Here is a 21,992-nt window from a genome sequence, read left to right as displayed (position 1 = left end):
CACGACGTCCTCGTGGCGAGGCCTAGGTGATCAGCATCCCGCCGTCCACCGGCAGCGTCACCCCGGTGATGTACGAGGACGCGTCGCTGGCCAGGAAGATCGCCGCGGCCACCAGCTCGGCCGGGTCGCCGGTGCGGTCCATGACCACCCGCGACTCCACCATGCGCTCTAGATAACCGGGTTTGTACAGCTCGGTCATCTCGGAGGCGAAGAAACCCGGCTCCAGGCAGTTGACCCTGATGCCACGGCGGCCGGTCCACTGCTGCGCGAGGTCGCGTGTCAGCCCGGTCACCGCCGCCTTGGACGCGCTGTAGGCGGCCTGCGGCAGACCTGCCGTGGTCTCGCCGAGCACGCTGCCGATGTTGACGATCGACGAGCCGGGCCGCATCACCCGCGCGCACGCCTGCGCCATGTAGTAGGTGCCGTGCAGGTTGGTGTCGATGACCTGCCGGAACTCCTCCGGGGTCTCACGCAGCGCGGGCACGGCCGTGGCGACGCCGGCGTTGTTGATCAACACGTCGACGCCGCCCATGGCCTCGACGGCCACTGTCACCAGGGCTTCGCAGTCTTCGGGCCGTGACACGTCGGCCGGCACGGCCAGGCACCGGCGGCCGGTCTCCTCGACCAGCCGCCGCGTCTGCTCCAGCCGCTCGACCCGCCGGGCGCCGATCACGACGTCGGCGCCCGCCTCGGCCAGACCCTGGGCGAAGGCCACGCCCAGCCCGGAGGAGGCGCCGGTGACGATGGCCACCCTGCCGTCGAGCCGGAAGCGTTCCAGCACGTCGATCCCTCGTCCTTCCGGTGGCCCCCAGGCCCTACAGCCCGTATTCCTTGACGATGCGCTCGTGCCGCTCGACCTCGACGTCGAGCTCGCGGGCCAGGTCGAGCCAGGCCAGCGGGTGCACCCACCGCTCGGTGGCGTCGTCGAGCAGGGCGTCGACCTCGTTGGGCGACACGTCGGGCGGCACCGCGACCCAGCCGAACACGCCGGGCAGCCGCTCACCCGAGGACGGGTGGGAGACGGTGTAGTTCTCGTCGCTGTAGACCCACATCGGCCAGCCGCGCTCGGCCATGACCTCGGTGAACTCCGCCCAGTCCTCCTCGCTGGGCGCGGCGCCGTCGAAGAAGTAGCTGGTGTAGCCGCCGGGCCGCAGAATGCTGACCGCGGCGAAGGGCGGCACGAAGTTCTGCTGCTCCTCGGGGTCCTCCGGCACCGGCTCCAGCAGCTGCGGGTCGAAGATCACCAGGTCGCCGGCATTGTATTCCATGCCGCGCGGCTGCGGCAGCGCCAGCCTGGCGGTGGCCGGACCGGTGCGGATCGACAGCACCTGGCGCTGGCCGCCGTCGGGGGCGGGCAGGATGACCCTGATGAGGCCCATCTCCTCCTCGATCGGGCCCTCCGTGGACTTGATCGGCATGCCGATCTTGGCCGCGCCCTTGCGCACGATCTCCCAGTCCTCGGCGGCGGTGGCCATCACGATCATGCGCCAGACGTCTTCCTCGACGAGTTCGTCGAGCACGTCGTGGAGCACCCCCGCCGCCCTGGCGTTCTGGTCGAGCTGCTGGGCCGCGCCCGACAACAGGCGGCGGGCCTCCAGCCCGGCGCCGGCCGCCACGGCGTGCTCGGCCGCCTCCAGAGTCTCGGGCCAGCGCTCGCGGGCGCTGTGCAGCCTGGCCAGCGCGAGGTATTGGGCGTCGTGCGGCAACATCGCGGCCATCTGCTCCAGCCGCTCGTCCTGGCGGGCCTCGATGAGCAGCGTGGTGAGGTAGGCCACGTCGTCGGCCTCGGCGGTGGCGATGTCGCCGGAGTCGACCAGCATCTTCCAGTAGATGTCGGCGCCGGTCGCGGGGTAGCCCAGAAAACCGGCCGTGGTCGTGTGGCGGCGGGTGGCCTCGATGTCGCGCCCGGACAGCGGGGCGAGCCAGCCGACCCACCTCTCCGGGTCGGCGTTGAAGCCGTCGGCGGCGTCGAAGAGGCCGACCCGCTCCTCCAGCGGGCCGGGCGGCTCGGGCTCGTCCGTGGCGTCGGCGGTGGCGCGCAGGGCGGCGATGCGCTCGGCGAGCCCTTCGGTGTCGCGCAGCTCGGGCAGCCCCGACTCGGCGAGGTCGGCCAGCAGCCCGGCCTGCCAGACGCCCTGCCTGCCGATGGCCAGCTCGCCCGCGACCAGTGCGAGCTCGACGCGGGCGCGGTAGCCGCCCATCATGCCGAAGTAGTCGATCCACTGGCGCAGCACACGGCCCAGCTGCCAGGTGTTGGTGATCTGGGCGGAGCCGGCCAGCTTGCTGACGGTCTGCGACCACTCGACGAACACCCGCGGGTGCTCGCCCACCACGTCGAGGTCGGGCAGCGCGTCGACGGCCTCGGCGATGCGGCCGAGCGTGGCCAGGACCAGCGCCCTGCGCACGCCGTCGCGGTGCTCCTTGGCCACCGGGTCGTCCGCGTCGAAGCCCGCCGCGGCCTGCAACGCCTGCAGCGCGTCCTCGGCCCGGCCGGCGGCGAGCAGCGCGCGGGCGCCCTCGGCGCCGAGCTCCCAGCTCGACTCGCGACCGGCGACCCGCAGCCGCTCGACGGCAGACTCGGCGTAGGTCACGGCCTCGCTGGGCCGGCCCGCGTCGATCAGCGCGGCGACATATTGCGTGACGAGCCCGGTGAAGGCGGGCTTCTCCGGGGTCAGCGCCTCGATGTGCGCGCCCAGCAGTTCGAGCCGCTCGGCCGCGTGGCCGGGGCCGTCGGCGTTGGCCCACGCGATGGCCATCGCCTCGACCGCCGCAGGAGCGGCGGGGCACTCGCGTACGTCTTCCCGCTGAGCGAACTCCCTCAGCTGCTGCGCGTCGTCGAGCGCGACCGCGCCCTGAGCACGGTCGCCGATGCGGCCGATCAGGTGCCAGTAGCGGGCGTAGAACTCGAGCCAGGGCAGCTCCAGGGCCTCGGCCTGCTGCGCGATGGCCGGAGCCATGACGTCGAGCTGCGGGTAACGGCCCTCATAGGCCTGTGCGGGAAGGTCTCCCAGCGCCATGGCGAGGCCAACGTTGCCCGCCTCGGAAAGCTGCTGCTGGGTATCGCCGACCCAGGCCCAGATGTCCACGTCCATGGGCAGCCAGTCTGCCAGGTCAACGAGCGTGCCCAAAACGCGGAAGCCCCATCAGCACGTCCGATTCGCCGTCACCGAGGACCGAAAAGGCCCGCGCCGTTCAGTCCGACAGCATCAGCTCGCCGCTCGCCACGATGACCGCGGGACCCGACAGGTAGCTGGTGTCCTCGTCGAGGGTCACCGTCAGCGTGCCGCCGACCACCTCGATCGTCCAGGTGCCCGTGCTGTCGCCCGACAGGTTCGCGGCGGCGACGGCCGTGGCCACCGCGCCGGTGCCGCACGAGCGGGTCTCGCCCGAGCCGCGCTCGAAGACGCGCATGACCGCGCGGCTGGTGCCCACCGGGTTGAACAGCTCGATGTTGACGCCACCGGGGAAGACCCCCGTGTCGAAACCGGGCTGGTGCGTGAGGTCGAGCTGAACCACGGGGTCGCCGATGGCGCAGGCCAGGTGCGGGTTGCCCATGTCGACGTACAGGCCGGTGTACTCGTGGGAGCCGACGGTCGCCACGCTCTCGCCGTGAATGACGGGCCGTCCCATGTCGACCGTGATGTCGCCGTCCGGCTCGACGCGGACCTTGCGCAGGCCGCCCCGGGTGGCCACCGCCAACTCCGGCTGCTGCACCAGCCCGGCGTCGATCAGATAGCGGACGAACACGCGCACGCCGTTGCCGCACATCTCCGCGACGCTGCCGTCCGCGTTGCGGTAGTCCATGAACCATTCCGCCGCCGACGCCTGCTCGGCCACCTCGTGGCTCTGCTTGGTGCGCGCGACCCTCAGCACACCGTCGGCCCCGATGCCTGTCCTCCTGTCGCAGATCTTCGCGACGAGCGAGGCGGAGACGTCCAGCTCGCCGTCGGGATCAGGCAGGATGACGAAGTCGTTCTCGGTGCCGTGCCCCTTGAGAAAGCGCATTCTAGGAGTTTATGCACACCGGCTCGCGGCGATCCGATCGAGGGATCGCTCCAACAGGTCGGGGGCGTCGTAGGGCAGCCAGCACACCCGCGGATCACGGCGGAACCACGACTCCTGACGGCGGGCGAAGCGCCTGGTCAGCCTGACCGTCTCGGCGATCGCCTGCTCCTCGCTCCACTCCCCCTCCAGGAAGCGGACGACCTGGGCGTAGCCGAGGGCGCGGCTCGCCGTACGGCCCTCCGCCAGGCCCTTCCCCAGCAGCTCCCGCACCTCGTCCACCAGGCCCGCCCGCCACATGCGCTCGACCCTGACCGCGATCCGCTCGTCCAGCACGGGCCTCGGCACCTCGATGCCGATCTGCACGCTCGGGTAGACCGCCTCGTAGGAGGGCATCGTGGCCGAGAACGGACGCCCGGAATGTTCGATCACCTCAAGGGCGCGGACGATGCGGCGGCCGTTGCTGGGCAGAATGGCCTCCGCGGCGGGCGGGTCCAGCCCGCGCAGCCGCTCGTACAGCGGGGCGGGGCCGCGCTCGGCCAGCTCCGCCTCCAGCCTCGCCCTGATCTCCGGGTCGGTGCCGGGGAACTCCAGCTCGTCGATGGCCGCCCGCACGTAGAGCCCGCTGCCGCCGACCAGGACGGGCACGTCCACGGCGTCGAAGACGGCCCTGGCCAGCTTCTGGTATTCGGCCACGCTGGCCGTGACCGTGACGTCCCAGACGTCGAGCAGGTGGTGGGGAACCCCCCGCCGCTCGGCCGGGGTGAGCTTGGCCGTGCCGATGTCCATCCCCCGGTAGAGCTGCATGGAGTCGGCGTTGACGCACTCGCCCGTCAGCCGGAGGGCGAGATCGACGGCGAGATCGGACTTCCCCGCCGCGGTGGGGCCGACGACGGCGATGACGGGCTGCTGGTTCACACTGACCAGTCTGCTAGAGGTCGAGCAGCGTCGGTTGCAGATAACCCTCGTGGGTCAGCAGCCGGCGCTTGGTCTCCACGCCCTCGCCGCCGCTGAAACCGCCCAGGCCGCTGCCCGCGACCACCCGGTGGCAGGGCACGAAGATCGGGATGGGGTTGGAACCCATGATCGAGCCGATGCCGCGGGCAGGCACGCTGGAGCCGCTGCGGGCGGCCAGCTCGCCGTAGGTGACGGCGGTGCCGTACGGGACCTGGTGGAGGGCCTGGAGCACCCGCAGCCGCGAGCCGGACATCAGACGCCAGTCGATCGGCGTCACGAAGACCTTCAGGTCTCCGGCGAAATAGGCGTTCAGCTCCGCGACCGCGAAGGCCGTACGATCCGCATCATGAACCTCTGGCAGGCCGAGCCGCTCGGCCAGGCGGGCACGCGACCCGTGCGCCGACGCCCACCCCGATGCCGCGAGGCCGGTTTCGGTGACGGCCAGCACGAACGGGCCGACGGGCGTCGGCACCTCGGCGAAGGCGGCGGTCTCTGCGGCGGCGGGCATCATGTCCTCACGTGAGCTCGTGGTGCTGGGCACCTCCAGCGCGGTCCCTACCCGACACCGTAACCACAATGGCTACCTTCTGCGCTGGGACGGTCAGGGCTTCCTGTTCGACCCGGGCGAGGGCACGCAGCGGCAGATGTTGCTCGCCGGCGTCAGCGCCCACGACGTGCACTGGCTCTGCCTCACGCACTTCCACGGCGACCACTGCCTCGGCGTGCCCGGCGTGGTCCAGCGCATCGCCCGCGACAGGGTCAGGCATCCGGTACGGGCGCTGTTCCCGGGCTCAGGCGAGCCCTACTGGCGCAGGCTCCGCCACTCCGCCGTGTTCGCCGACACGTCCGTCATCTCCGAACATCCCCTCGACGGCGACACCGCCGGCGTCGGCCCGCTGAGCGCCCGCCGCCTGTCCCACCCAATCGAGTCCTACGGCTACCGCCTCCAGGAGCCGGACGGCCGCCGCATGCTGCCCGACCGGCTGGCCGCCCACGGCATCCGCGGCCCCGAGGTGAGCGAGCTGCAGCGCACGGGCTCCGTACGCGGCGTCACGCTCGACCAGTGCAGCGAGCCCAGGCCGGGGCAGAGCGTGGCCTTCGTGATGGACACCCGGCTCTGCGACGCCGTCTTCGAGCTGGCGTCGGGGGTCGACCTGCTGGTGATCGAGTCGACGTTCCTGTCGTCGGAGAGCGCGCTGGCCAAGGAGTACGGGCATCTGACGGCGTACGAGGCGGGGGTCGTGGCTGCGGACGCGGGCGTGCGCAGGCTGGTGCTCACGCACTTCTCCGAACGGTACGGATTCGCCGCGGAGCCGTCGTTCACCTCCGAGGTGCGGCGCAGCTTCGGCGGCGAGGTGGTGCTCGCCCGCGACCTGATGAAGGTCCCCGTGCCGCGCCGCCGTCAGTAAGGGCTGCGGCCCTGCCTGACCTTCGCGAACAAGCCGCGCGCGTAGGCATCGGACGCGCGGTGCAACCCGGCCCCGAAGCTGATCCTGGCCACCCCCAGCTCGGCCAGGCGCGGCAGAGAAGGCGCTCCCGGCTGGAACAGGATGTTGACCATCCCGCCCAGTTCGCCCGCCAGCGCCCGGATCTCCTCCTCGTCGGTCAGGTCGATGGGGTAGACGCAGTCGGCTCCCGCCTCCAAGTAGCGCCGCCCGCGCTCGACGGCCGCGGCGCGGTCGGCGCGTCCGTGCAGGTAGAGGTCGATCCTGGCGTTGATCACCAGGCCCGGCCCGGCGGCGGCGCGTACCTCGGCGAGGAAGTCCGCCTGGACGCCGGTCTGCACCATCTCGCCGGTGCCGGGGACGGAGTCCTCCAGGTTGCACCCGACGGCTCCGGCATCCGCCAGCGCCTCGGCGAGGGCGGCGGCGCCGAGCCCGTAACCGCGTTCGACGTCCGCGGTGACGGGAACGTCGACCGCCCTGGCCACGCGCGTCACCGCCGCCATCATCTCGCCGGGCGGGGCGCCCTCGCCGTCCTCGTAGCCCAGCACGCGGGAGACGGCGGCGCTGCCTGTCGCGACCGCGGGAAAACCGGTTTCCTGTACGGCGCGCGCCGAGGCCGCGTCCCAGACGTTGGGCAGGACCAGAGGGGTTCCCGGCACGTGCAGGGCTCGTAGCGCGGCCGCCTTGTCACTCGTCATGCGGGCGACCTTACGGAGCGCTCAGCCATCCCCGAAGGTCCAACACCGGCCAATTACGGCAAACCACTTCACCCGGGGCGAAGGGCCTCTGGACTTCCTCAGCAGCCGCCCTTGGCGCATTGGCCGTTGACCAGGCCAGCCGGGCCGTCCGCCGGGGTGTCGCCCTCGTCCTGCGGGGGCTTGCTGGGGGAGGTCGTCGCGGGCTTCTTGCCGGAGTTGGTCTGCTTGGCGCCGTCGGAGGGGTTGCGGCCGGTCGTGCCTGTGTCCTCGTTGCCGGGGCCACCGTCGCCGTCGGTCGCGACGTCGCCCATGCTGCCGTCGTCGTCGCCGGTCGGCAGGTTGTCGTCAGGGGCGTCGGTCTTGGCGTCGCCCATGGCGGCGTCGTCGTCGCCCTGGAGCTCCTGGTCGCCGCCGGCGCTCTGCGACGGCACGGGCTGAGCGCCTCCGGGCTGCGCGGGATCGGCGGGGTTTCCTGCCAGCAGGTAGCCGCCACCGGCCGCCGCCACGAAACCGAGCGCCGCCGCGGCGGCGATGATGGCGATCTTCTTGCTGTTCTTCGAGGGCTTGTGCCCCGAGGGCCCATTCCTCGAAGACGAACGGGTGTCCCCAGGCCCGGACAGGATCTCCTGATGATCCGGCTCGCGCGAACCTTGCATGGTGTTGCAGCTCCCTGCGGTCGTATCGGGAAAGCTCACCGGCTTCCGCGGGTGATGGACCACACTAGCCGCAACACCGGAATGCTCGCAGAACAATCACGAAGGAATTACGACTTGTCCCCCCTTAGATCCATAAGGCCAGGTAGCCGCGCCCGCCTGGCACCCCTGGCCGGAGCCGCCGGGGTACTCGTCACCGCGACCCTCGGCATTTTCCTGGCATTCACCAGGTCGCCCGAACCGTCCCCGCAAAGCTCCGCCGAATTCGATCGGGAATCCCCGCACATCCCAAGATCGATAACGCCTCCTCCGCCACTCTGGGCGTCGAATGCGGCACAAGGAGCGACAACGACCACACCTTTTCCTGGAACGTTCCAGCCACCGTCGGCGCGGACCGCCGACGCCGCGATGGGGCCCCTGTCACCGCCGTGGATCCAGCCCGTACCGCCGCCCTGGGCCATCACGGGAACCCCGCCCTGGGGCACGCCCGAACCCGCTCGTCCGTCACCGGCCACCGGCTCGCCCGCCTCCTTGGGTCCGCCGGCGCCGCTCCCCGGGCGTACGGCCGCTCCCACGTCGCCCTTCCGCGACCGGTCGGCGGCTCCCCTGACGCCTGTCCAGGCACGGTCGGCGGCGCCCCGCTCCGAGGGCTCCCCCTCACCGCAACCACCCCCTCAGCCGCCCTCGCGCGACCCCGCGCCCGCGCCGACCACACGCACGGTCGCCCCGGAACCACCGGCGCACGGCATAGACCCCTGCGCCACCTTCCACGACTTCCGCCGCCGACCCTGCTACAGCTACCTCGACCGCCTCACCCGCTGACAGTCCCGGCCGCTTCACGCCCGGCACCGCAGGAGGGAACCGCCGCGCCTCGGGACACTGGCAGCGGCGGGCCGGGAATGGGCGACGCCCGGGTCAGCGGGCGGAGCAGGTGTCCGACGGCGCGGGAAGGGGGGCGGGGCGGCCGCGGGTGGGCATGCCGAGCAGCACCCCCGGGCCCGTCGAAGGACCGGCCTGGCGGGACTCCCAGGCGTCGCCCGCCCGGGTGCGCCTGACCTCGCGCACGGGCCCGTCGGCCACCAGGTGGTGCGGCGCGGCGTACGTCACCTCGACCGTCACCATGTCACCCGGCCGCGGAGTCTCCGAACCCGCGGCGAAGTGCACGAGCCGGTTGTCGGGCGCGCGGCCGGACAGCCGGCGGGTGGCGTCGTCCTTGCGGCCCTCACCCTCGGCGACCAGCACTTCGAGTGTCCGCCCCACCTGCTTCTTGTTCTCCTCCCACGAGACCTCCTCCTGGAGGGCCACCAGGCGCTCGTAGCGCTCCTGGACGACCTCCTTGGGGATCTGGTCGTCCATGGTCGCCGCGGGCGTGCCGGGGCGGATGGAGTATTGGAAGGTGAAGGCGTTGGCGAAGCGGCTCTGCCTGACCACGTCGAGCGTGCCCTGGAAGTCCTCCTCGGTCTCGCCGGGGAAGCCGACGATGATGTCGGTCGAGATGGCCGCGTCGGGCATGGCGGCGCGCACGCGTTCGATGATGCCGAGGTAGCGCTCGGCGCGGTAGGAGCGGCGCATCGCGCGCAGCACCCGGTCGGAGCCCGACTGCAGCGGCATGTGCAGCTGGTGCATGACGTTGGGCGTCTCGGCCATGGCGGCGATCACGTCGTCGGTGAACGCGGCGGGGTGGGGCGAGGTGAAGCGGACCCGTTCGAGGCCCTCGATCGAGCCGCACGAGCGCAGCAGCTTGCCGAAGGCCAGCCGGTCGCCGAACTCCACGCCGTAGGTGTTGACGTTCTGGCCCAGCAGGGTGACCTCGAGCACGCCCTGGCCGACGAGGGTCTCGACCTCGGCCAGGACCTCGCCCGGCCGGCGGTCCTTCTCCTTGCCGCGCAGGGAGGGGACGATGCAGAACGTGCACGTGTTGTTGCAGCCGACCGAGACGGCCACCCAGGCGGCGTAGGCGGACTCGCGCCTGGTGGGCAGCGTCGAGGGGAAGACCTCGAGCGACTCCTTCAGCTCGACCTGCGCCTCGCCCTCGATGCGGGCGCGCTCCAGCAGCACCGGCAGCGAGCCGATGTTGTGGGTGCCGAAGACCACGTCGACCCATGGCGCCTTGCGGACGATCTCGCCCTGGTCCTTCTGCGCCAGGCAGCCGCCCACGGCGATCTGCATGCGTGGATTGCTCACCTTGGCCGGGCGCAGGTGGCCGAGGTTGCCGTAGAGGCGGTTGTCGGCGTTCTCCCGCACGGCACACGTGTTGAACACGACCACGTCGGCGGTCTCGCCGTCGGGGGCTGGCACGTAGCCGGCGTCCTCCAGCAGGCCGGAGAGCCGTTCGGAGTCGTGGACGTTCATCTGGCACCCATATGTGCGCACTTCGTAGGTGCGGGCGCTCTCCTGGGTCACAGTCATGGCGCATTCCAGGGTAGTCGTTGTCAGGCTTGAGACGGCCCGTACCGATCTAAAAGACCAGCTTGACGGCACGATGTGATCGGATCGGTACCACCCGGTTAGTGACCAGCGTCTTATTGCCCTCTACCGTTTTGGTCCATGACGGAGAACGGCGACGGCGCTCCACTGGTTCGGCTGGAGAACGTCAACAAGCACTTCGGGGCGCTGCATGTCCTGAAGAACATCAACTTGACCGTCTCTCGTGGCGAGGTTCTGGTCGTCATCGGCCCGTCGGGCGGCGGGAAGTCCACACTCTGCCGTGCGATCAACCGGCTGGAGACGATCAGTGACGGGCAGATCATATTTGACGGCCAGGTGCTCCCCGAGGAGGGCAAGGCGCTGGCGAGGCTGCGTTCCGACGTCGGCATGGTCTTCCAGTCGTTCAATCTGTTCGCTCACAAGACCATCCGGGAGAATGTCACGCTCGGCCCCGTCAAGGTGCGCGGACTTTCGCGAGATGCGGCCAACAAGCGTGCGATGGAGCTTCTCGAACGGGTAGGCATCGCGGCTCAGGCGGACAAATATCCGGCCCAGCTCTCCGGTGGCCAGCAGCAGCGGGTCGCCATCGCCAGGGCACTGGCCATGGACCCGAAGATGATCCTGTTCGACGAGCCGACCTCGGCACTGGACCCCGAGATGGTGCAGGAGGTGCTCGACGTCATGGTCGGGCTGGCGCGTGACGGGATGACCATGGTGGTCGTCACACACGAGATGGGTTTCGCCCGCCGCGCCGCCAACCGCGTGGTGTTCATGGCGGACGGGCAGATCGTCGAGGAGAACACCCCCGACGAGTTCTTCACCAACGCGCAGACCGACCGGGCGCGCGACTTCCTTTCGAAGATCCTCACGCACTGAGATTGAGGCAGGTACACATGCACATGCGTCGAACGGGAGCGCTGCTCTCCGTGGCGGCTCTGGCGGCCGGCCTGACGGCCTGCGGTGGCGACGAGCAGTCGTACGCCACCGTGCTGGAGAAGGTCCAGGGTGCCAACACGATCGTGGTCGGCACCAAGTGGGACCAGCCGAGCCTGGGCTTGAAGATGGGCGCCGAGCCCGAGGGATTCGACGTTGACGTGGCCAAGGCCCTGGTGAAGGAGCTGGCCGGCGGCAAGGAGGTCGAGATCGAATGGAAGGAGTCGGCCTCGTCCAACCGTGAGCCGTTCCTCCAGAACGGCACGGTCGACATGATCGTCGCCACCTACTCGATCACCGAGGAGCGCAAGGGCAAGGTCACCTTCGGCGGCCCCTACGTGGTCGCCCACCAGGACGTCATGGTCCGCAAGGACGACACGTCGATCAACAGCCCGCAGGACCTCAAGAGCAAGAAGATCTGCAAGGCGGCCGGCTCCAACTCCTACAAGCGCATCACCGACCCGCCCCCGGACGGCGAGCTCGACATCGACGCCACGACCGTCGACGCGGCCAACTACTCCGAGTGCGTGCAGAAGCTGAGCGGCAGCAACCTCGACGCCGTCACCACCGACGACCTGATCCTGGCGGGCTTCGCCAAGCAGGCCGGCGGCAACTTCAAGGTGCTGGGCCAGGGCTTCACCGACGAGAAGTACGGCGTCGGCCTGAAGAAGGGCGACACGAAGACCTGCGAGGCCGTCAACACCGCGGTGAAGAAGCTGTGGGACAACGGCACCATGAAGCAGCTGCTGGACAAGTGGTTCGGCGGCATCCAGGGCCTGAAGCTGTCGGAGGCCGCGCCGCCGGCCGAGGGCTGCAGCTGATCACGTCGGCGACGGCGGCCGGCCCCCCGGCCGCCCGTCGCCCTTGCGGTGGAGCACGATGGACGAACTAATCACATACGCCCCCGACCTCGGGCTGGGGTTTCTGGAAAACGTCAAGCTCGCGCTCGTGGCCCTGGTCACCTCCCTGGTCATCGGCACGATCCTGGTGGCGATGCGGGTCTCCCCCACGCCGGTGCTGCGCGCGGCGGGCACGATCTACGTCAACGTTGTCCGGAACACGCCCCTGACACTGGTGCTGGCGTTCTCGGCGCTGGGCCTGAGCGACCAGCTCGGCCTGGTCTTCTCGGGCGAGCCACGGACCAACTCGTTCTGGCTCGTCGCGATGGGCCTGTCCCTCTACACCGCGGCCTTCGTGTGTGAGGCGCTGCGCTCGGGCGTCAACACGGTGCCGCTGGGCCAGGCCGAGGCGGCCAGGGCGATCGGCCTGACGTTCAGCCAGTCCCTGACGATGATCATCCTGCCGCAGGCATTCCGCTCGGTGGTCGCCCCGCTGGGCAGCGTGATCATCGCCATGATCAAGAACACCACGGTCGCCACCGCGGGCGGGTTCCTCGCCGACGCGGCGGCCGTGATGAAGGAGACCTTCGACCAGACCGGCGCGTCGATTCCCATCTTCCTCGGCATCGTCGTCGCCTTCATGGTGCTGACCATGCCGATCGGGTTCTTCACCGGCTGGTTGTCGCGGCGCTTGGCGGTGGCCCGATGAGCACATCTGTCCTGTTCGACGCCCCAGGCCGGCGCGGGCGGCTGCGCAACCACGCCCTCACCGTCGTCAGCCTCATCGCCGTCGCGGCGGTCGTCTACGGCGTCTACAGAGGATTCGACGCCAAGGGCCAGTGGGAAGGCAAGATCTGGGAGCCGTTCCTGCAGTGGGAGACGTGGGAGTTCTACATCATCCCGGGTCTCATCGGCACCCTGCGGGCGGCGGCGGTGGCCGCGGTGCTCGCGCTGGCCTTCGGCGCGATCTTCGGCCTGGCGCGGCTTTCCGACCATGCCTGGATCAGGGTCCCTGCCGGGGCGGTGGTGGAGGTCTTCAGGGCCATCCCGCTGCTGTTGCTCATCTTCTTCATCTTCTACCTGGCGCCGGTGCTGATGGGCGGCGGCGACTACGCGTTCATGGCGGTGGTCGTCGGCCTGATGCTCTACAACGGCTCCGTGCTGGCCGAGGTCGTCAGGGCCGGCGTGCAGGCCGTGCCCAAGGGGCAGTCGGAGGCCGCCTACGCGGTGGGCATGCGGAAGAACCAGGTCATGCGGCTGGTGCTGCTTCCGCAGGCCGTCACGGCGATGATGCCGGCGATCGTCAGCCAGCTCGTGGTGCTGCTGAAGGACACCGCGCTCGGCTACATCATCGCCTACGTCGACCTGCTCAACACCGGCTTCAAGATCCTTCCTGCCCGGTTCTTCGGCTCGTTGATCCCGGCGGCGATCGTCATCGGCATCATCTACGTCGCGCTCAACATGGCCCTGAGCTCCCTGGCCACCTGGCTGGAGGGTCGGAGCAGGCGCAGCCGCAAGACCGCGGCCAAGCCGGTCACGCCGGCCGTCGCGGGCATGGGCGAAGGCGCAGCCTGACGGTGTACGGGCGGAGAGCGCGCCGCCCGTACACCGATAGATGGCCAAGAAAGCCCCACATCTCCGTTGGAGGCGTTGCGAAACGCGCCTGTACGCGCTATTCAGCCGACAAGCTCCTTTTTACAGGAGATGATCGGGGTGACCATGCGTGGGGCGGCGCTCGCGGGGGCGGCCATGGCCGTGTGCCTGGCGGCGTGCGGCGGAAACGGCTCATTCCCCACCGTCGCCGAGAAGATCAGGGAAGGCGGCACGGTCACGGTCGGCACCAAGTGGGACCAGCCGGGCGTGGGCCTGAAGACGGGGCCCGGCGCCCCCGAGGGGTTCGACGTCGACGTCGCCCGCTACATCGTCCGCCACCTCGCCGGCGGCGAGGACGTACGCATCACATGGCGCGAGGCCCCCTCCTCCGTCCGTGAGGCGCTGCTGCAGAACGGCACCGTCGACATGGTCGTCGCCTCCTACTCCATCACCATGTCGCGCAAGCCCCGGGTGACGTTCGCGGGCCCGTACGTCACCGCGTACCAGGACACGATGGTCCGCTCCGGCGACACCTCCATCCAGAAGACGAGCGACCTGGCGGGCAAGCGCATCTGCCTGGCCAAGGGGTCCAACTCGTACCGCCGCATCGTCGACCCGCCGCCCGACGGCAAGCTGGACCTGCCCGCCATCCTCGTGCCCGCGGCCAACTACTCCGAGTGCGTACGCAAACTGCTCGACCTCCAGCTCGACGCGGTGAGCACCGAGAACCTGTCCCTGGCCGGCTACGTCGAGCAGGACCCCAAGAAACTCAGGCTGCTCAACGACCCGATCAGCAGAGAGGAGTGGGCGGTCGGTCTCAAGGAGGGCGAGATCGCCACGTGCGAGGCCGTCAACGAGGCGATCACCTCGATGTGGCGGGACGGCACCGCCGCCCGGCTGCTGCAGAAGTGGTTCGGCAAGACGGGCCTCGACCTGCCCGCGTCTCCGCCGCCGCCCGCCGGATGCCCCTGATCCAAGATCCGGCCAGCACGCCGGGCGATCTTCCGGCAGGATGCGGGGTATGCCTTTCCGGCCCTCCCCCATCACGACCAGAGACGTGGCGCGATCAGGTGTGCGTCCGAGCTGGCCCACGGTCCTGGGCAGCCGGGTGTGGTGGACCGAGGACCGCCCCGACGAGGGCGGGCGCACCACGATCGTGTGCCGCGCACCCGACGGCACCCACCGCGAGCTGCTGCGGGCCCCGTGGAGCGCGTGCACCCGGGTGCACGAGTACGGCGGCAGGCCCTACACCGTGACCCCCGGCGGCCAGGTGGTCTTCGCCAACCTGTCCGACCAGCGCCTCTACCTCCTGGGCGATGACGGCGAGCCGAAACCCCTCGCCGGCGACGGCCGCTACGCCGACCTGCTCGTGCACGACGGCCGGCTGTGGGGCGTACGCGAGCGGCACGGCGACGACGGCGAGATCGCCCGGGCCATCGTGTCCGTCCCGCTGGCCGGCGGCGACCCTCGCACCTGGGTCACGGGTTGCGACTTCTACGCCTCTCCCACCGTCTCCCCCGACGGGCGGCATCTGGCGTACGTGTGCTGGAACCACCCGCTCATGCCCTGGGACGGCACCGAACTCCGCGTCGTCGACCTCTCCAGCGGGGAGCAGTGGACCGTGCGGGGCGGCCCCGCCGAATCCGTGCTCGCCCCTGCCTGGAAGGACGACGCCCACCTCTACCTGATCTCCGACTGCTCAGGATGGTGGAACCTCTACGAGATCGGCCTGCGGGGCGGCGACGCCCGGGCGCTCCATCCCGTCGAGGAGGAGTTCGCGGCGCCGCCGTGGCAACTCGGCGGACGGCCGTACACCGTGCTCGGCGACGGACGGCTCGCGGTCCTGCACGGGCGAGGCGACCTGCGGCTGGGCGTGCTCGATCCTGCTTCGGGCACGCTCACCGACCTCGACGTGCCCTGTTCCGGATGGGACGCGGCGCTGGCGGCCGAAGGCACGTCGGTGGTCGGCGTCGGCTATTCCGCCACACTCCCCCGGTCGGTCCTCCAGGTGGACGCGGACACGGGAACGTCCACGGCGCTCGGCCGGCACGACGCGCGCCTGCCCGCCCCCTCCTACCTGCCGCTTCCCCGGGCGGTCGAGACACCGGCCCCCGCGTTCCTCTATCCGCCGCACGGCCCCGCCACCACCGGCGCCCCACCGTACGTGATCTTCGTGCACGGCGGGCCGACGGCCCACGCCGACAGCGCGCTCGACCTGGAGAAGGCGTTCCTGACCTCGCGCGGCATCGGCGTGCTAGACGTCAACTACGGCGGCTCCACCGGCTACGGCAGGCGCTACCGCGACCGGCTCAAAGGGCAGTGGGGCCGACTCGACGTCGCCGACACGATCGCCGCCGCACAATGGCTGGCCGGCGAAGGCCTGGCCGACCCCGCCAAGATCGCCGTACGCGGCGGCAGCGCCGGCGGCTGGACCGTGCTGGCCGTCTGCTGCCGGTCCGACGTGTTCGCGGGCGGCGTCTCCTACTACGGCATCAGCGCGCTCGCGCCGCTCGCCCAGCACACCCACGACTTCGAGTCCCACTACGTCGAGTGGCTGGTGGGGCCGGAAGACCCGCACGTCTACGCCGCCCGCGAGCCGCTCGGCCTGGTGGACGGCGTGTCCTGCCCCATGTTGCTCCTGCAGGGCCTCGACGATCCCGTGGTGCCGCCCCAGCAGTCGGCCGCCTTCGCCGACGCGCTCGCCGAACGCGGCGTCCCGTGCACCTATCTCGCCTTCGACGGGGAGTCGCACGGCTTCCGCCGCGCCGAGACGCGGGCCGCGGCGCTCGCCGCCGAACTCGCCTTCTACCAGCAGCTCTTCGCCTAACGGGCGAACTCGGTGGCCCTCGACTCGCGTACGACGGAGATGCGGATCTGCCCCGGGTAGGTCAGCTCCTCCTCCACCTGCTTGGCCACGTCGCGGGCGATCACCTGCGCCTGGATGTCGTCGACCGCGTCGGGCTTGACCATGACCCGGATCTCCCGGCCGGCCTGCATGGCGAAGACCTTCTCCACGCCGTCGTACGACTGCGCGATCTCCTCCAGCCGCTCCAGCCGCTTGACGTACGCCTCCAGGGACTCTCGGCGGGCCCCCGGGCGGCTGCCGCTGATCGCGTCGGCGGCCTGCGTGAGCACCGCCTCGACGGTGCGGACCTCGACCTCGTTGTGGTGCGCCTCGATGGCGTGCACCACGTCCTCCTCCTCGCCGTAGCGGCGGGCGATCTCCGCGCCGATCAGCGCGTGACTGCCCTCGACCTCGTGCGTGAGCGCCTTGCCGATGTCGTGGAGCAGGGCGCAGCGCTTCATCAGCCGCTGGTTCATCTTCAGCTCGGCGGCCATGATGCCGGCGATGTGAGCGGACTCGATCAGGTGCTTCAGGACGTTCTGGCCGTAGGAGGTGCGGTAGCGCAACTGCCCGAGCAGCAGCGTCAGCTCGGGGTGCATGTCGGTGATGCCCAGCTCGACCAGGGCGTCCTCGCCGGCCCGCGCGCACAGGTCCTGGACCTCCTGGCGGCTGCGGTCGTGAGCCTCCTCGATGCGCTGCGGGTGGATGCGGCCGTCCAGCACCAGCTTCTCCAGCGTCAGCCTGGCAGTCTCCCTCCGCACCGGGTCGAAGCACGACAGCAGCACCGCCTCGGGCGTGTCGTCGATGATCAGGTTGACCCCTGTGGTGGACTCGAAGGCGCGGATGTTACGCCCCTCGCGCCCGATGATGCGGCCCTTCATCTCGTCGCCCGGCAGGTGCAGCACGCTGACGACCGACTCCGCCGTCTGCTCCGCCGCCACCCGCTGCACGGCCAGCGTCACGATCTTGGTGGCCCGCTTCTCGCCCTCTTTACGGGCGGCACCCTCGATCTCCCTGACGATCAGCGCCGCCTCGCGCTTGGCCTGGTTCTCGATCTCCCTGACCAGCTCCGCCTTGGCCTGCGCGCCGGTCAACCCGGCGACCCGCTCCAGGACGACCCGCCGCTCCTGCTCCAGCTGAAGCAGCTCCTCACGCCGGTCGGCCAGCTCGACCTCGGTCTCGGCCAGCTTCCTGTCACGCTCGGACTGCCGTCTGGCCTCCTCGTCCAGGCGCTGCTCGCGCTCGGCCAGCCTGGCCTCCCTGCGCTCCAGATCGGTCCGTAGCTCCTTGAGCTCGGACTTGAGGATCCGGCTCTCCTCTTCCACCTCGCGCCGCATCTGGGCCGCGCTCTCCGCGGCGCTCTCCGACCTGCGCAGAATCTCCTCGGCGTCGGTCTCCGCCTTGTGGCGGATCTCCCGCGCCTCCTCACGAGCCTGCTCCAGCTCCTCGTGTACCGCCTGCACCTGCTCGGTGCTCGGCTTACCGGCACGCGGCGAAGGGCCGGACGTACGGCGTATGACGACGAGGAGCGCGACGATCATCCCGAACGCGAGCACGAGCACCGCCACCATCAGCACCACGACCAGCGGCCCCATGTGCGCCCCGCCCTCCTCGCGTCGTCAACACCTCATAACGCGGCCACAAAACGGAGGGGTCACAAGCACGCCACGGACAGCCCGGTCGACACCCAGCCAAGGCGGACCGGGCGTCGGCCCGAAAACCCGACACCTCGCCTGCCTCGATCGCCCAAGCTCGCTCGTCCGTCGTTCACCGGTATGGCAATCCGCACTGCGCGGAGTAACTCCTCACTGCCGTCGAGGTTATGCGTCGAACAGGTCACGAGCAAGCAAACGCGTCTCCAAGCGTGTCTTACGGGGCCGCATCGCCGCACCTACCACAAGATTCGTCATCACCCCCAGATGTGCCGGGATACCCGGCCAGACCATGCTTGAAGGGGAATTCCGGGCATGGGTCTCGTTTGGGGAGAGGCCTCAGGACGCGGCCTCCCGGAAGGGGCCTCCTCGTGGAGGTGCGCAGTCAAAGGTTCCGTTCGAAGGGCTTGGGCAGCAGCCGGTACGCCCCGTCCAAGCAAGAGCTCGTCGAACCGTCGCGGCCGGACGGGGACCTCTCAGGGGAAGTCTTCCTCCATGTCGATGCCCTCCTGCTCCAGAGCTTCCCGGATGACGCGGAAGGCGAGGCCCGAGGAGTAACCCTTGCGGGCGAGCATGCCGGCCAGGCGTCGGGTGCGGGCGCGTGGGTCGAGAGAACGGGTCGCGGCCAGCTTGCGCTCCACGAGTCGCCGGGCGGTCTCCGCCTCCTGGTCGGGGTCGAGGCGGTCGACGGCTTCGTTGACCGTGTCGGTGTCGACGCCGCGATGACGCAGCTCGGCGGCCAGGGCTCGCTTGGCCAGGCCGCGACCGTGGTGCCTGGAGTCGACCCAGGCCGCGGCGAACGCCTCATCGTCGATCAGCCCCAGCTCCGAGAACCGGCTGAGCACCGCTTCGGCTGCGTCGTCCGGCACTTCCCGCTTGCGCAGGGCCTCGGCGAGCTGGGCTCGTGTCTTGGGAGCCATGGTGAGCAGGCGCAGGCAGATGGCTCGGGCCACCGACTCCGGATCGGCCCCGTCCGGGCTTTCGGCCTCAGGGCCCTCAGGAAGCCATCCTTTCGCCCTCTTGTCACCGCGCCTGCCGGATTTTCCCGCCTTGCCGGACCGGCGCCCTCGGCCCGATCTCCTCTCGCCACCGTCCGCTTGGTCGTCAGCGAACCAACTGCTCCCGGCCAGCACCTCGGAATGCCATCCACCCCCATGGCCGGGAGCCGAAGGATCGGCCGGACGGCCGTCACGCGCACCAGAGCCGCCGGACTGCGGTGGCGGAGAGCCGGTCGTGCCCTGCCCCGGCGTGGCATGGGCGTCCGGAACGCCCTCACCGTCACGCGCCGGACCGTCGTCGGCCGGGCGGAAGCGACCCGGCGCCGGAGGCGGGGAGCCGGGCATGCCGGGGGCTTCCGCGGGGCTGCCGGAACCCGTGACGTCGCCGGACTCGGTGTCGGAGGTGCGCGGGCGGTTGCGCCACTCGTCGAGGGACGGCCAGCCGTCCGCCGACGAAAGAGCACGGTCGCCGCCCCGCGCCGAGGTGGTGGGCCAGGCGCCCCGGTTGTGCGGCTGGTCGGGGTTGCTCATAGGGCAGACGCTCAGACGTCACCCGGCTTGGGGGTGGACTTGGAGCCCCGGCCGGAAGGAGCGGCCGCAGGGGCCGGAGCGGCTGCCGCGGCCTCGACGGGGGCGTCGAGGCGCGGGCCGACGCCCAGCTTGTCCTTGATCTTCTTCTCGATCTCGTTGGCCATGTCGGGGTGGTTGCGCAGGAAGTTGCGCGCGTTCTCCTTGCCCTGGCCGAGTTGGTCGCCTTCGTACGTGTACCAGGCGCCGGACTTGCGGACGAAGCCGTGCTCCACACCCATGTCGATGAGGCCGCCCTCGCGGGAGATGCCCACACCGTAGAGGATGTCGAAGTCGGCGACCCGGAAGGGCGGGGCCATCTTGTTCTTGACGACCTTGATCCTGGTGCGGTTGCCGACCGCCTCCGTGCCGTCCTTGAGCGTCTCGATGCGGCGGATGTCCATCCGGACCGAGGCGTAGAACTTCAGCGCCTTGCCACCGGTCGTCGTCTCGGGGCTGTTGTGCACCATGACACCGTCGACGAAGTAGTTGTGCGTCCCCTCGATTTCGAGGTCGAACTTCCTCATCGAGCGGGTCTGGGGCTTGATGCGAATGTCGAGGATCCGTGAAGGCACAAGCCGCGGCTCGGGGTCGGCGAATTCCGGCTCGACCACGAACTGACCACGGTAGCGCGGCAGGAGCTTGTAGGCCATCGAGGGGTGGACGTAGGGCGCCACCAGCTTCTGGAACGCGGCCGACGAAGCCGTGTCGAACTGCAGGACGGCCGTGCCCCGGGTCCCGCGGTGCTGAACCTGCACGTTGAGGCCATAGGTGTCACACAGGTAGTCGCGCAGACGCTCCTGGGAGCCCTGGCTCATCGCCTCGACGCAGATCTCGATGCGACCGGAACCGCCTTCGGTGCGCTGCTGCAGCCCTTTCGAACGGATCGCGAACGAGCCGTCGTCCATGTACCACACCGCCAGAGCCAGCGGTGTCAGCGCCTTGAGGTATTCCGACGTGATGTGCTTCTTGCCCCCACCGAGATAGACCACCTGGCGCAGCTCATCGAGCTCGGGCAGGGGAGTGAAGTCGGCGAAGCCCGCGCCCTTGGCATTAGTGCTGCGGCTGTGGGGAATGTTGCCGAGCATCGAGCACTTCCAGGACAGATAGTCCTCCTGCTTGGCGCCATGCCCCATGCGGAAGCGAGCGCCGGTGCCGCCGCGACGATTGGGCGACAGGCTTCCATCGCCCATCAGCGACCCCAGGATGACCTGCCACTGCTTGTCGCTCAGACGATGGGTCTCCGTGAGCATGACGCGATCTCCCGCAATCAGCTCACCGGCGTCTCGCCAGCCGCCCGGAGTGCGGATCTGGTGGTTCTCCGTCGCGGCGAACTGGGCCCTTCCGTTTCCGCCCGACCTGGCCACAGTGAACTGCAGGAAGCGCTCGGCGTTGCCGTTGTCGAACCAGTTGACGATGCGGCGGGGAACGAGCTTGTCGGTCGCCGGGTCGTAGGAGAGAACCTCGACGTCCATCTTCTGATTGACGATCTTGCCGATTTTCTCCTGTGTGCCGTCGGCGAGCGTGACCCGTGTGCCGTACGACATGCAGCCGAACATGACGCCGATCTTCTCGCGGAGCTGGTTGATGAAGATCGCGGTGGTGCCGGTGCTGCTCAGGGCGCCGGCGATCTTGCGCAGCGCCTGGGACATGAGGCGGGCCTGGAGGCCGACGTGGCTGTCGCCCATCTCGCCCTCGATCTCGGCCTTGGGCACGAGCGCGGCCACCGAGTCGATGACGATGATGTCGACGGCGCCGGACCTGATGAGCATGTCGGCGATCTCGAGCGCCTGCTCGCCGGTGTCGGGCTGCGAGACCAGCAGGGCGTCGGTGTCGACCCCGAGCTTCTTGGCGTATTCCGGGTCGAGGGCGTGCTCGGCGTCGACGAACGCCGCGATGCCGCCGGCCCGCTGGGCGTTGGCCACCGCGTGCAGGGCGATGGTCGTCTTGCCCGAGGACTCGGGACCGTAGACCTCGACGATGCGGCCGCGCGGCAGGCCGCCGATGCCGAGAGCCACGTCAAGGGAGATCGACCCGGTGGGGATCACCTCGATGGGAGCTCGGGCGTCGTCACCCAGGCGCATCACTGAGCCCTTGCCGAACTGCCGCTCGATCTGAGCGAGCGCGGTCTCGAGGGCCTTCTCGCGGTCGTTGATAGCCATGGAGCTCCCCCTGGAGGGTCGTGGTCCGGTCAGTCGAGTGAAAGCTACGGCCTGCCACCGACATTTTCGGGACTGCCGGGGAAGACGTGGCTCGGCGCTCTCTCATCGTAGCCGAACGGCTGTTCGATCACAGCAGGAACACGCCACGATCCGCGCCCACCCTGAAGCCGATCAGCGCAGGTGACCCACGGTACGCCAGAACGTCCCGCCGACGCCTGGTC

General features: G+C 70.1%; 17 protein-coding genes and 3 pseudogenes. 7 read left to right on the top strand and 13 right to left on the bottom strand.

Features of this window, described 5'->3' with window-relative positions:
• Positions 1-22 precede the first annotated feature (22 nt).
• The 5 genes from E1267_RS14445 to E1267_RS14425 form a co-directional block, all read right to left on the bottom strand.
• On the bottom strand, positions 23-781 hold the full coding sequence (locus tag E1267_RS14445; RefSeq protein ID WP_220449488.1) for an SDR family NAD(P)-dependent oxidoreductase: 759 nt from the start codon (positions 779-781) through the stop codon (positions 23-25).
• Between the two features lie 34 nt (positions 782-815).
• Positions 816-3,092 carry a tetratricopeptide repeat protein gene (locus tag E1267_RS14440; RefSeq protein WP_165959618.1) on the bottom strand — a complete coding sequence of 759 codons (2,277 nt, stop codon included), beginning with the start codon at positions 3,090-3,092 and terminating at the stop codon, positions 816-818.
• Between the two features lie 100 nt (positions 3,093-3,192).
• On the bottom strand, positions 3,193-4,005 hold the full coding sequence (gene dapF, locus E1267_RS14435; RefSeq protein WP_132332957.1) for a diaminopimelate epimerase: 813 nt from the start codon (positions 4,003-4,005) through the stop codon (positions 3,193-3,195).
• A gap of 9 nt (positions 4,006-4,014) precedes the next feature.
• Positions 4,015-4,920: a tRNA (adenosine(37)-N6)-dimethylallyltransferase MiaA gene (gene miaA, locus E1267_RS14430; RefSeq protein ID WP_132332956.1), complete on the bottom strand. Its 906-nt coding sequence runs from the start codon at positions 4,918-4,920 to the stop codon at positions 4,015-4,017.
• 13 nt (positions 4,921-4,933) lie between these two features.
• Positions 4,934-5,470 (bottom strand): methylated-DNA--[protein]-cysteine S-methyltransferase, encoded by a 537-nt coding sequence (locus tag E1267_RS14425; RefSeq protein ID WP_132332955.1) that lies wholly within the window; start codon positions 5,468-5,470, stop codon positions 4,934-4,936.
• Here E1267_RS14425 and E1267_RS14420 point away from each other — a divergent pair.
• Positions 5,469-6,368: a ribonuclease Z gene (locus E1267_RS14420; protein ID WP_132332954.1), complete on the top strand. Its 900-nt coding sequence runs from the start codon at positions 5,469-5,471 to the stop codon at positions 6,366-6,368. The genes E1267_RS14425 and E1267_RS14420 overlap by 2 nt on opposite strands.
• Here E1267_RS14420 and E1267_RS14415 read toward each other — a convergent pair.
• The 3 genes from E1267_RS14415 to miaB all read right to left on the bottom strand — a co-directional run bounded on the left by E1267_RS14415 (position 6,362) and on the right by miaB (position 10,164).
• Positions 6,362-7,102 (bottom strand): isocitrate lyase/PEP mutase family protein, encoded by a 741-nt coding sequence (locus tag E1267_RS14415; protein WP_132332953.1) that lies wholly within the window; start codon positions 7,100-7,102, stop codon positions 6,362-6,364. The two genes, E1267_RS14420 and E1267_RS14415, sit on opposite strands and share 7 nt — an antisense overlap.
• Positions 7,103-7,200: 98 nt before the next feature.
• Entirely contained in the window at positions 7,201-7,758 is a 558-nt protein-coding gene (locus E1267_RS14410) for a hypothetical protein (protein ID WP_132332952.1), read from the bottom strand.
• Between the two features lie 912 nt (positions 7,759-8,670).
• Positions 8,671-10,164 carry a tRNA (N6-isopentenyl adenosine(37)-C2)-methylthiotransferase MiaB gene (gene miaB, locus E1267_RS14405; protein WP_132332951.1) on the bottom strand — a complete coding sequence of 498 codons (1,494 nt, stop codon included), beginning with the start codon at positions 10,162-10,164 and terminating at the stop codon, positions 8,671-8,673.
• 138 nt (positions 10,165-10,302) lie between these two features.
• Here miaB and E1267_RS14400 point away from each other — a divergent pair, with 138 nt between their 5' ends.
• The 6 genes from E1267_RS14400 to E1267_RS14375 all read left to right on the top strand — a co-directional run bounded on the left by E1267_RS14400 (position 10,303) and on the right by E1267_RS14375 (position 16,374).
• Positions 10,303-11,058 (top strand): amino acid ABC transporter ATP-binding protein, encoded by a 756-nt coding sequence (locus tag E1267_RS14400; protein WP_132332950.1) that lies wholly within the window; start codon positions 10,303-10,305, stop codon positions 11,056-11,058.
• Positions 11,059-11,075: 17 nt separating this feature from the next.
• Complete coding sequence (locus tag E1267_RS14395) at positions 11,076-11,936, top strand: glutamate ABC transporter substrate-binding protein (RefSeq protein ID WP_132332949.1); 861 nt, start codon at positions 11,076-11,078, stop codon at positions 11,934-11,936.
• 58 nt (positions 11,937-11,994) lie between these two features.
• A complete protein-coding gene (locus E1267_RS14390; protein WP_132332948.1) occupies positions 11,995-12,663 on the top strand; it encodes an amino acid ABC transporter permease in 669 nt (222 codons plus the stop codon).
• Positions 12,660-13,529, top strand: coding sequence for an amino acid ABC transporter permease (locus tag E1267_RS14385; RefSeq protein WP_132332947.1), 870 nt, complete (start codon positions 12,660-12,662; stop codon positions 13,527-13,529). The genes E1267_RS14390 and E1267_RS14385 overlap by 4 nt, the downstream gene beginning before the upstream one ends.
• 144 nt (positions 13,530-13,673) lie before the next feature.
• Complete coding sequence (locus E1267_RS14380; protein ID WP_132332980.1) at positions 13,674-14,519, top strand: glutamate ABC transporter substrate-binding protein; 846 nt, start codon at positions 13,674-13,676, stop codon at positions 14,517-14,519.
• A 49-nt stretch (positions 14,520-14,568) separates the two neighbouring features.
• Positions 14,569-16,374: a S9 family peptidase gene (locus E1267_RS14375; RefSeq protein ID WP_246063863.1), complete on the top strand. Its 1,806-nt coding sequence runs from the start codon at positions 14,569-14,571 to the stop codon at positions 16,372-16,374.
• Here E1267_RS14375 and rny read toward each other — a convergent pair.
• From rny to recA, 5 genes and pseudogenes are all read right to left on the bottom strand, one after another.
• Positions 16,371-17,987, bottom strand: coding sequence for a ribonuclease Y (rny, locus tag E1267_RS14370; RefSeq protein ID WP_132332946.1), 1,617 nt, complete (start codon positions 17,985-17,987; stop codon positions 16,371-16,373). The genes E1267_RS14375 and rny overlap by 4 nt on opposite strands.
• A 533-nt stretch (positions 17,988-18,520) precedes the next feature.
• Complete coding sequence (recX, locus tag E1267_RS14365) at positions 18,521-19,573, bottom strand: recombination regulator RecX (protein ID WP_246063861.1); 1,053 nt, start codon at positions 19,571-19,573, stop codon at positions 18,521-18,523.
• Positions 19,574-19,584: 11 nt separating this feature from the next.
• Positions 19,585-20,163: pseudogene (locus E1267_RS47215) on the bottom strand (intein-containing recombinase RecA); the annotation flags it as partial.
• A gap of 144 nt (positions 20,164-20,307) precedes the next feature.
• A pseudogene (locus tag E1267_RS47210) lies at positions 20,308-21,156 on the bottom strand (LAGLIDADG endonuclease); the annotation flags it as partial.
• Between the two features lie 3 nt (positions 21,157-21,159).
• Positions 21,160-21,771, bottom strand: a pseudogene (gene recA / locus E1267_RS47205) (recombinase RecA); the annotation flags it as partial.
• Between the last annotated feature and the right edge of the window lie 221 nt (positions 21,772-21,992).

It is taken from the genome of Nonomuraea longispora (assembly GCF_004348345.1).
In the GTDB taxonomy this organism is placed as follows: domain Bacteria; phylum Actinomycetota; class Actinomycetes; order Streptosporangiales; family Streptosporangiaceae; genus Nonomuraea; species Nonomuraea longispora.
This window is presented reverse-complemented; position numbering and strand designations above follow the sequence as displayed.

Bases quoted from the DNA above. Each gene is read 5' to 3' on its own strand.
- E1267_RS14440 (WP_165959618.1), bottom strand. From the start codon at position 3,092: ATGGACGTGGACATCTGGGCCTGGGTCGGCGATACCCAGCAGCAGCTT.
- dapF (WP_132332957.1), bottom strand. From the start codon at position 4,005: ATGCGCTTTCTCAAGGGGCACGGCACCGAGAACGACTTCGTCATCCTG.
- E1267_RS14420 (WP_132332954.1), top strand. From the start codon at position 5,469: ATGTCCTCACGTGAGCTCGTGGTGCTGGGCACCTCCAGCGCGGTCCCT.
- E1267_RS14425 (WP_132332955.1), bottom strand. From the start codon at position 5,470: ATGATGCCCGCCGCCGCAGAGACCGCCGCCTTCGCCGAGGTGCCGACG.
- E1267_RS14415 (WP_132332953.1), bottom strand. From the start codon at position 7,102: ATGACGAGTGACAAGGCGGCCGCGCTACGAGCCCTGCACGTGCCGGGA.
- E1267_RS14410 (WP_132332952.1), bottom strand. From the start codon at position 7,758: ATGCAAGGTTCGCGCGAGCCGGATCATCAGGAGATCCTGTCCGGGCCT.
- miaB (WP_132332951.1), bottom strand. From the start codon at position 10,164: ATGACTGTGACCCAGGAGAGCGCCCGCACCTACGAAGTGCGCACATAT.
- E1267_RS14400 (WP_132332950.1), top strand. From the start codon at position 10,303: ATGACGGAGAACGGCGACGGCGCTCCACTGGTTCGGCTGGAGAACGTC.
- E1267_RS14395 (WP_132332949.1), top strand. From the start codon at position 11,076: ATGCACATGCGTCGAACGGGAGCGCTGCTCTCCGTGGCGGCTCTGGCG.
- E1267_RS14390 (WP_132332948.1), top strand. From the start codon at position 11,995: ATGGACGAACTAATCACATACGCCCCCGACCTCGGGCTGGGGTTTCTG.
- E1267_RS14385 (WP_132332947.1), top strand. From the start codon at position 12,660: ATGAGCACATCTGTCCTGTTCGACGCCCCAGGCCGGCGCGGGCGGCTG.
- E1267_RS14380 (WP_132332980.1), top strand. From the start codon at position 13,674: ATGCGTGGGGCGGCGCTCGCGGGGGCGGCCATGGCCGTGTGCCTGGCG.
- E1267_RS14375 (WP_246063863.1), top strand. From the start codon at position 14,569: ATGCCTTTCCGGCCCTCCCCCATCACGACCAGAGACGTGGCGCGATCA.
- rny (WP_132332946.1), bottom strand. From the start codon at position 17,987: ATGGGGCCGCTGGTCGTGGTGCTGATGGTGGCGGTGCTCGTGCTCGCG.
- recX (WP_246063861.1), bottom strand. From the start codon at position 19,573: ATGAGCAACCCCGACCAGCCGCACAACCGGGGCGCCTGGCCCACCACC.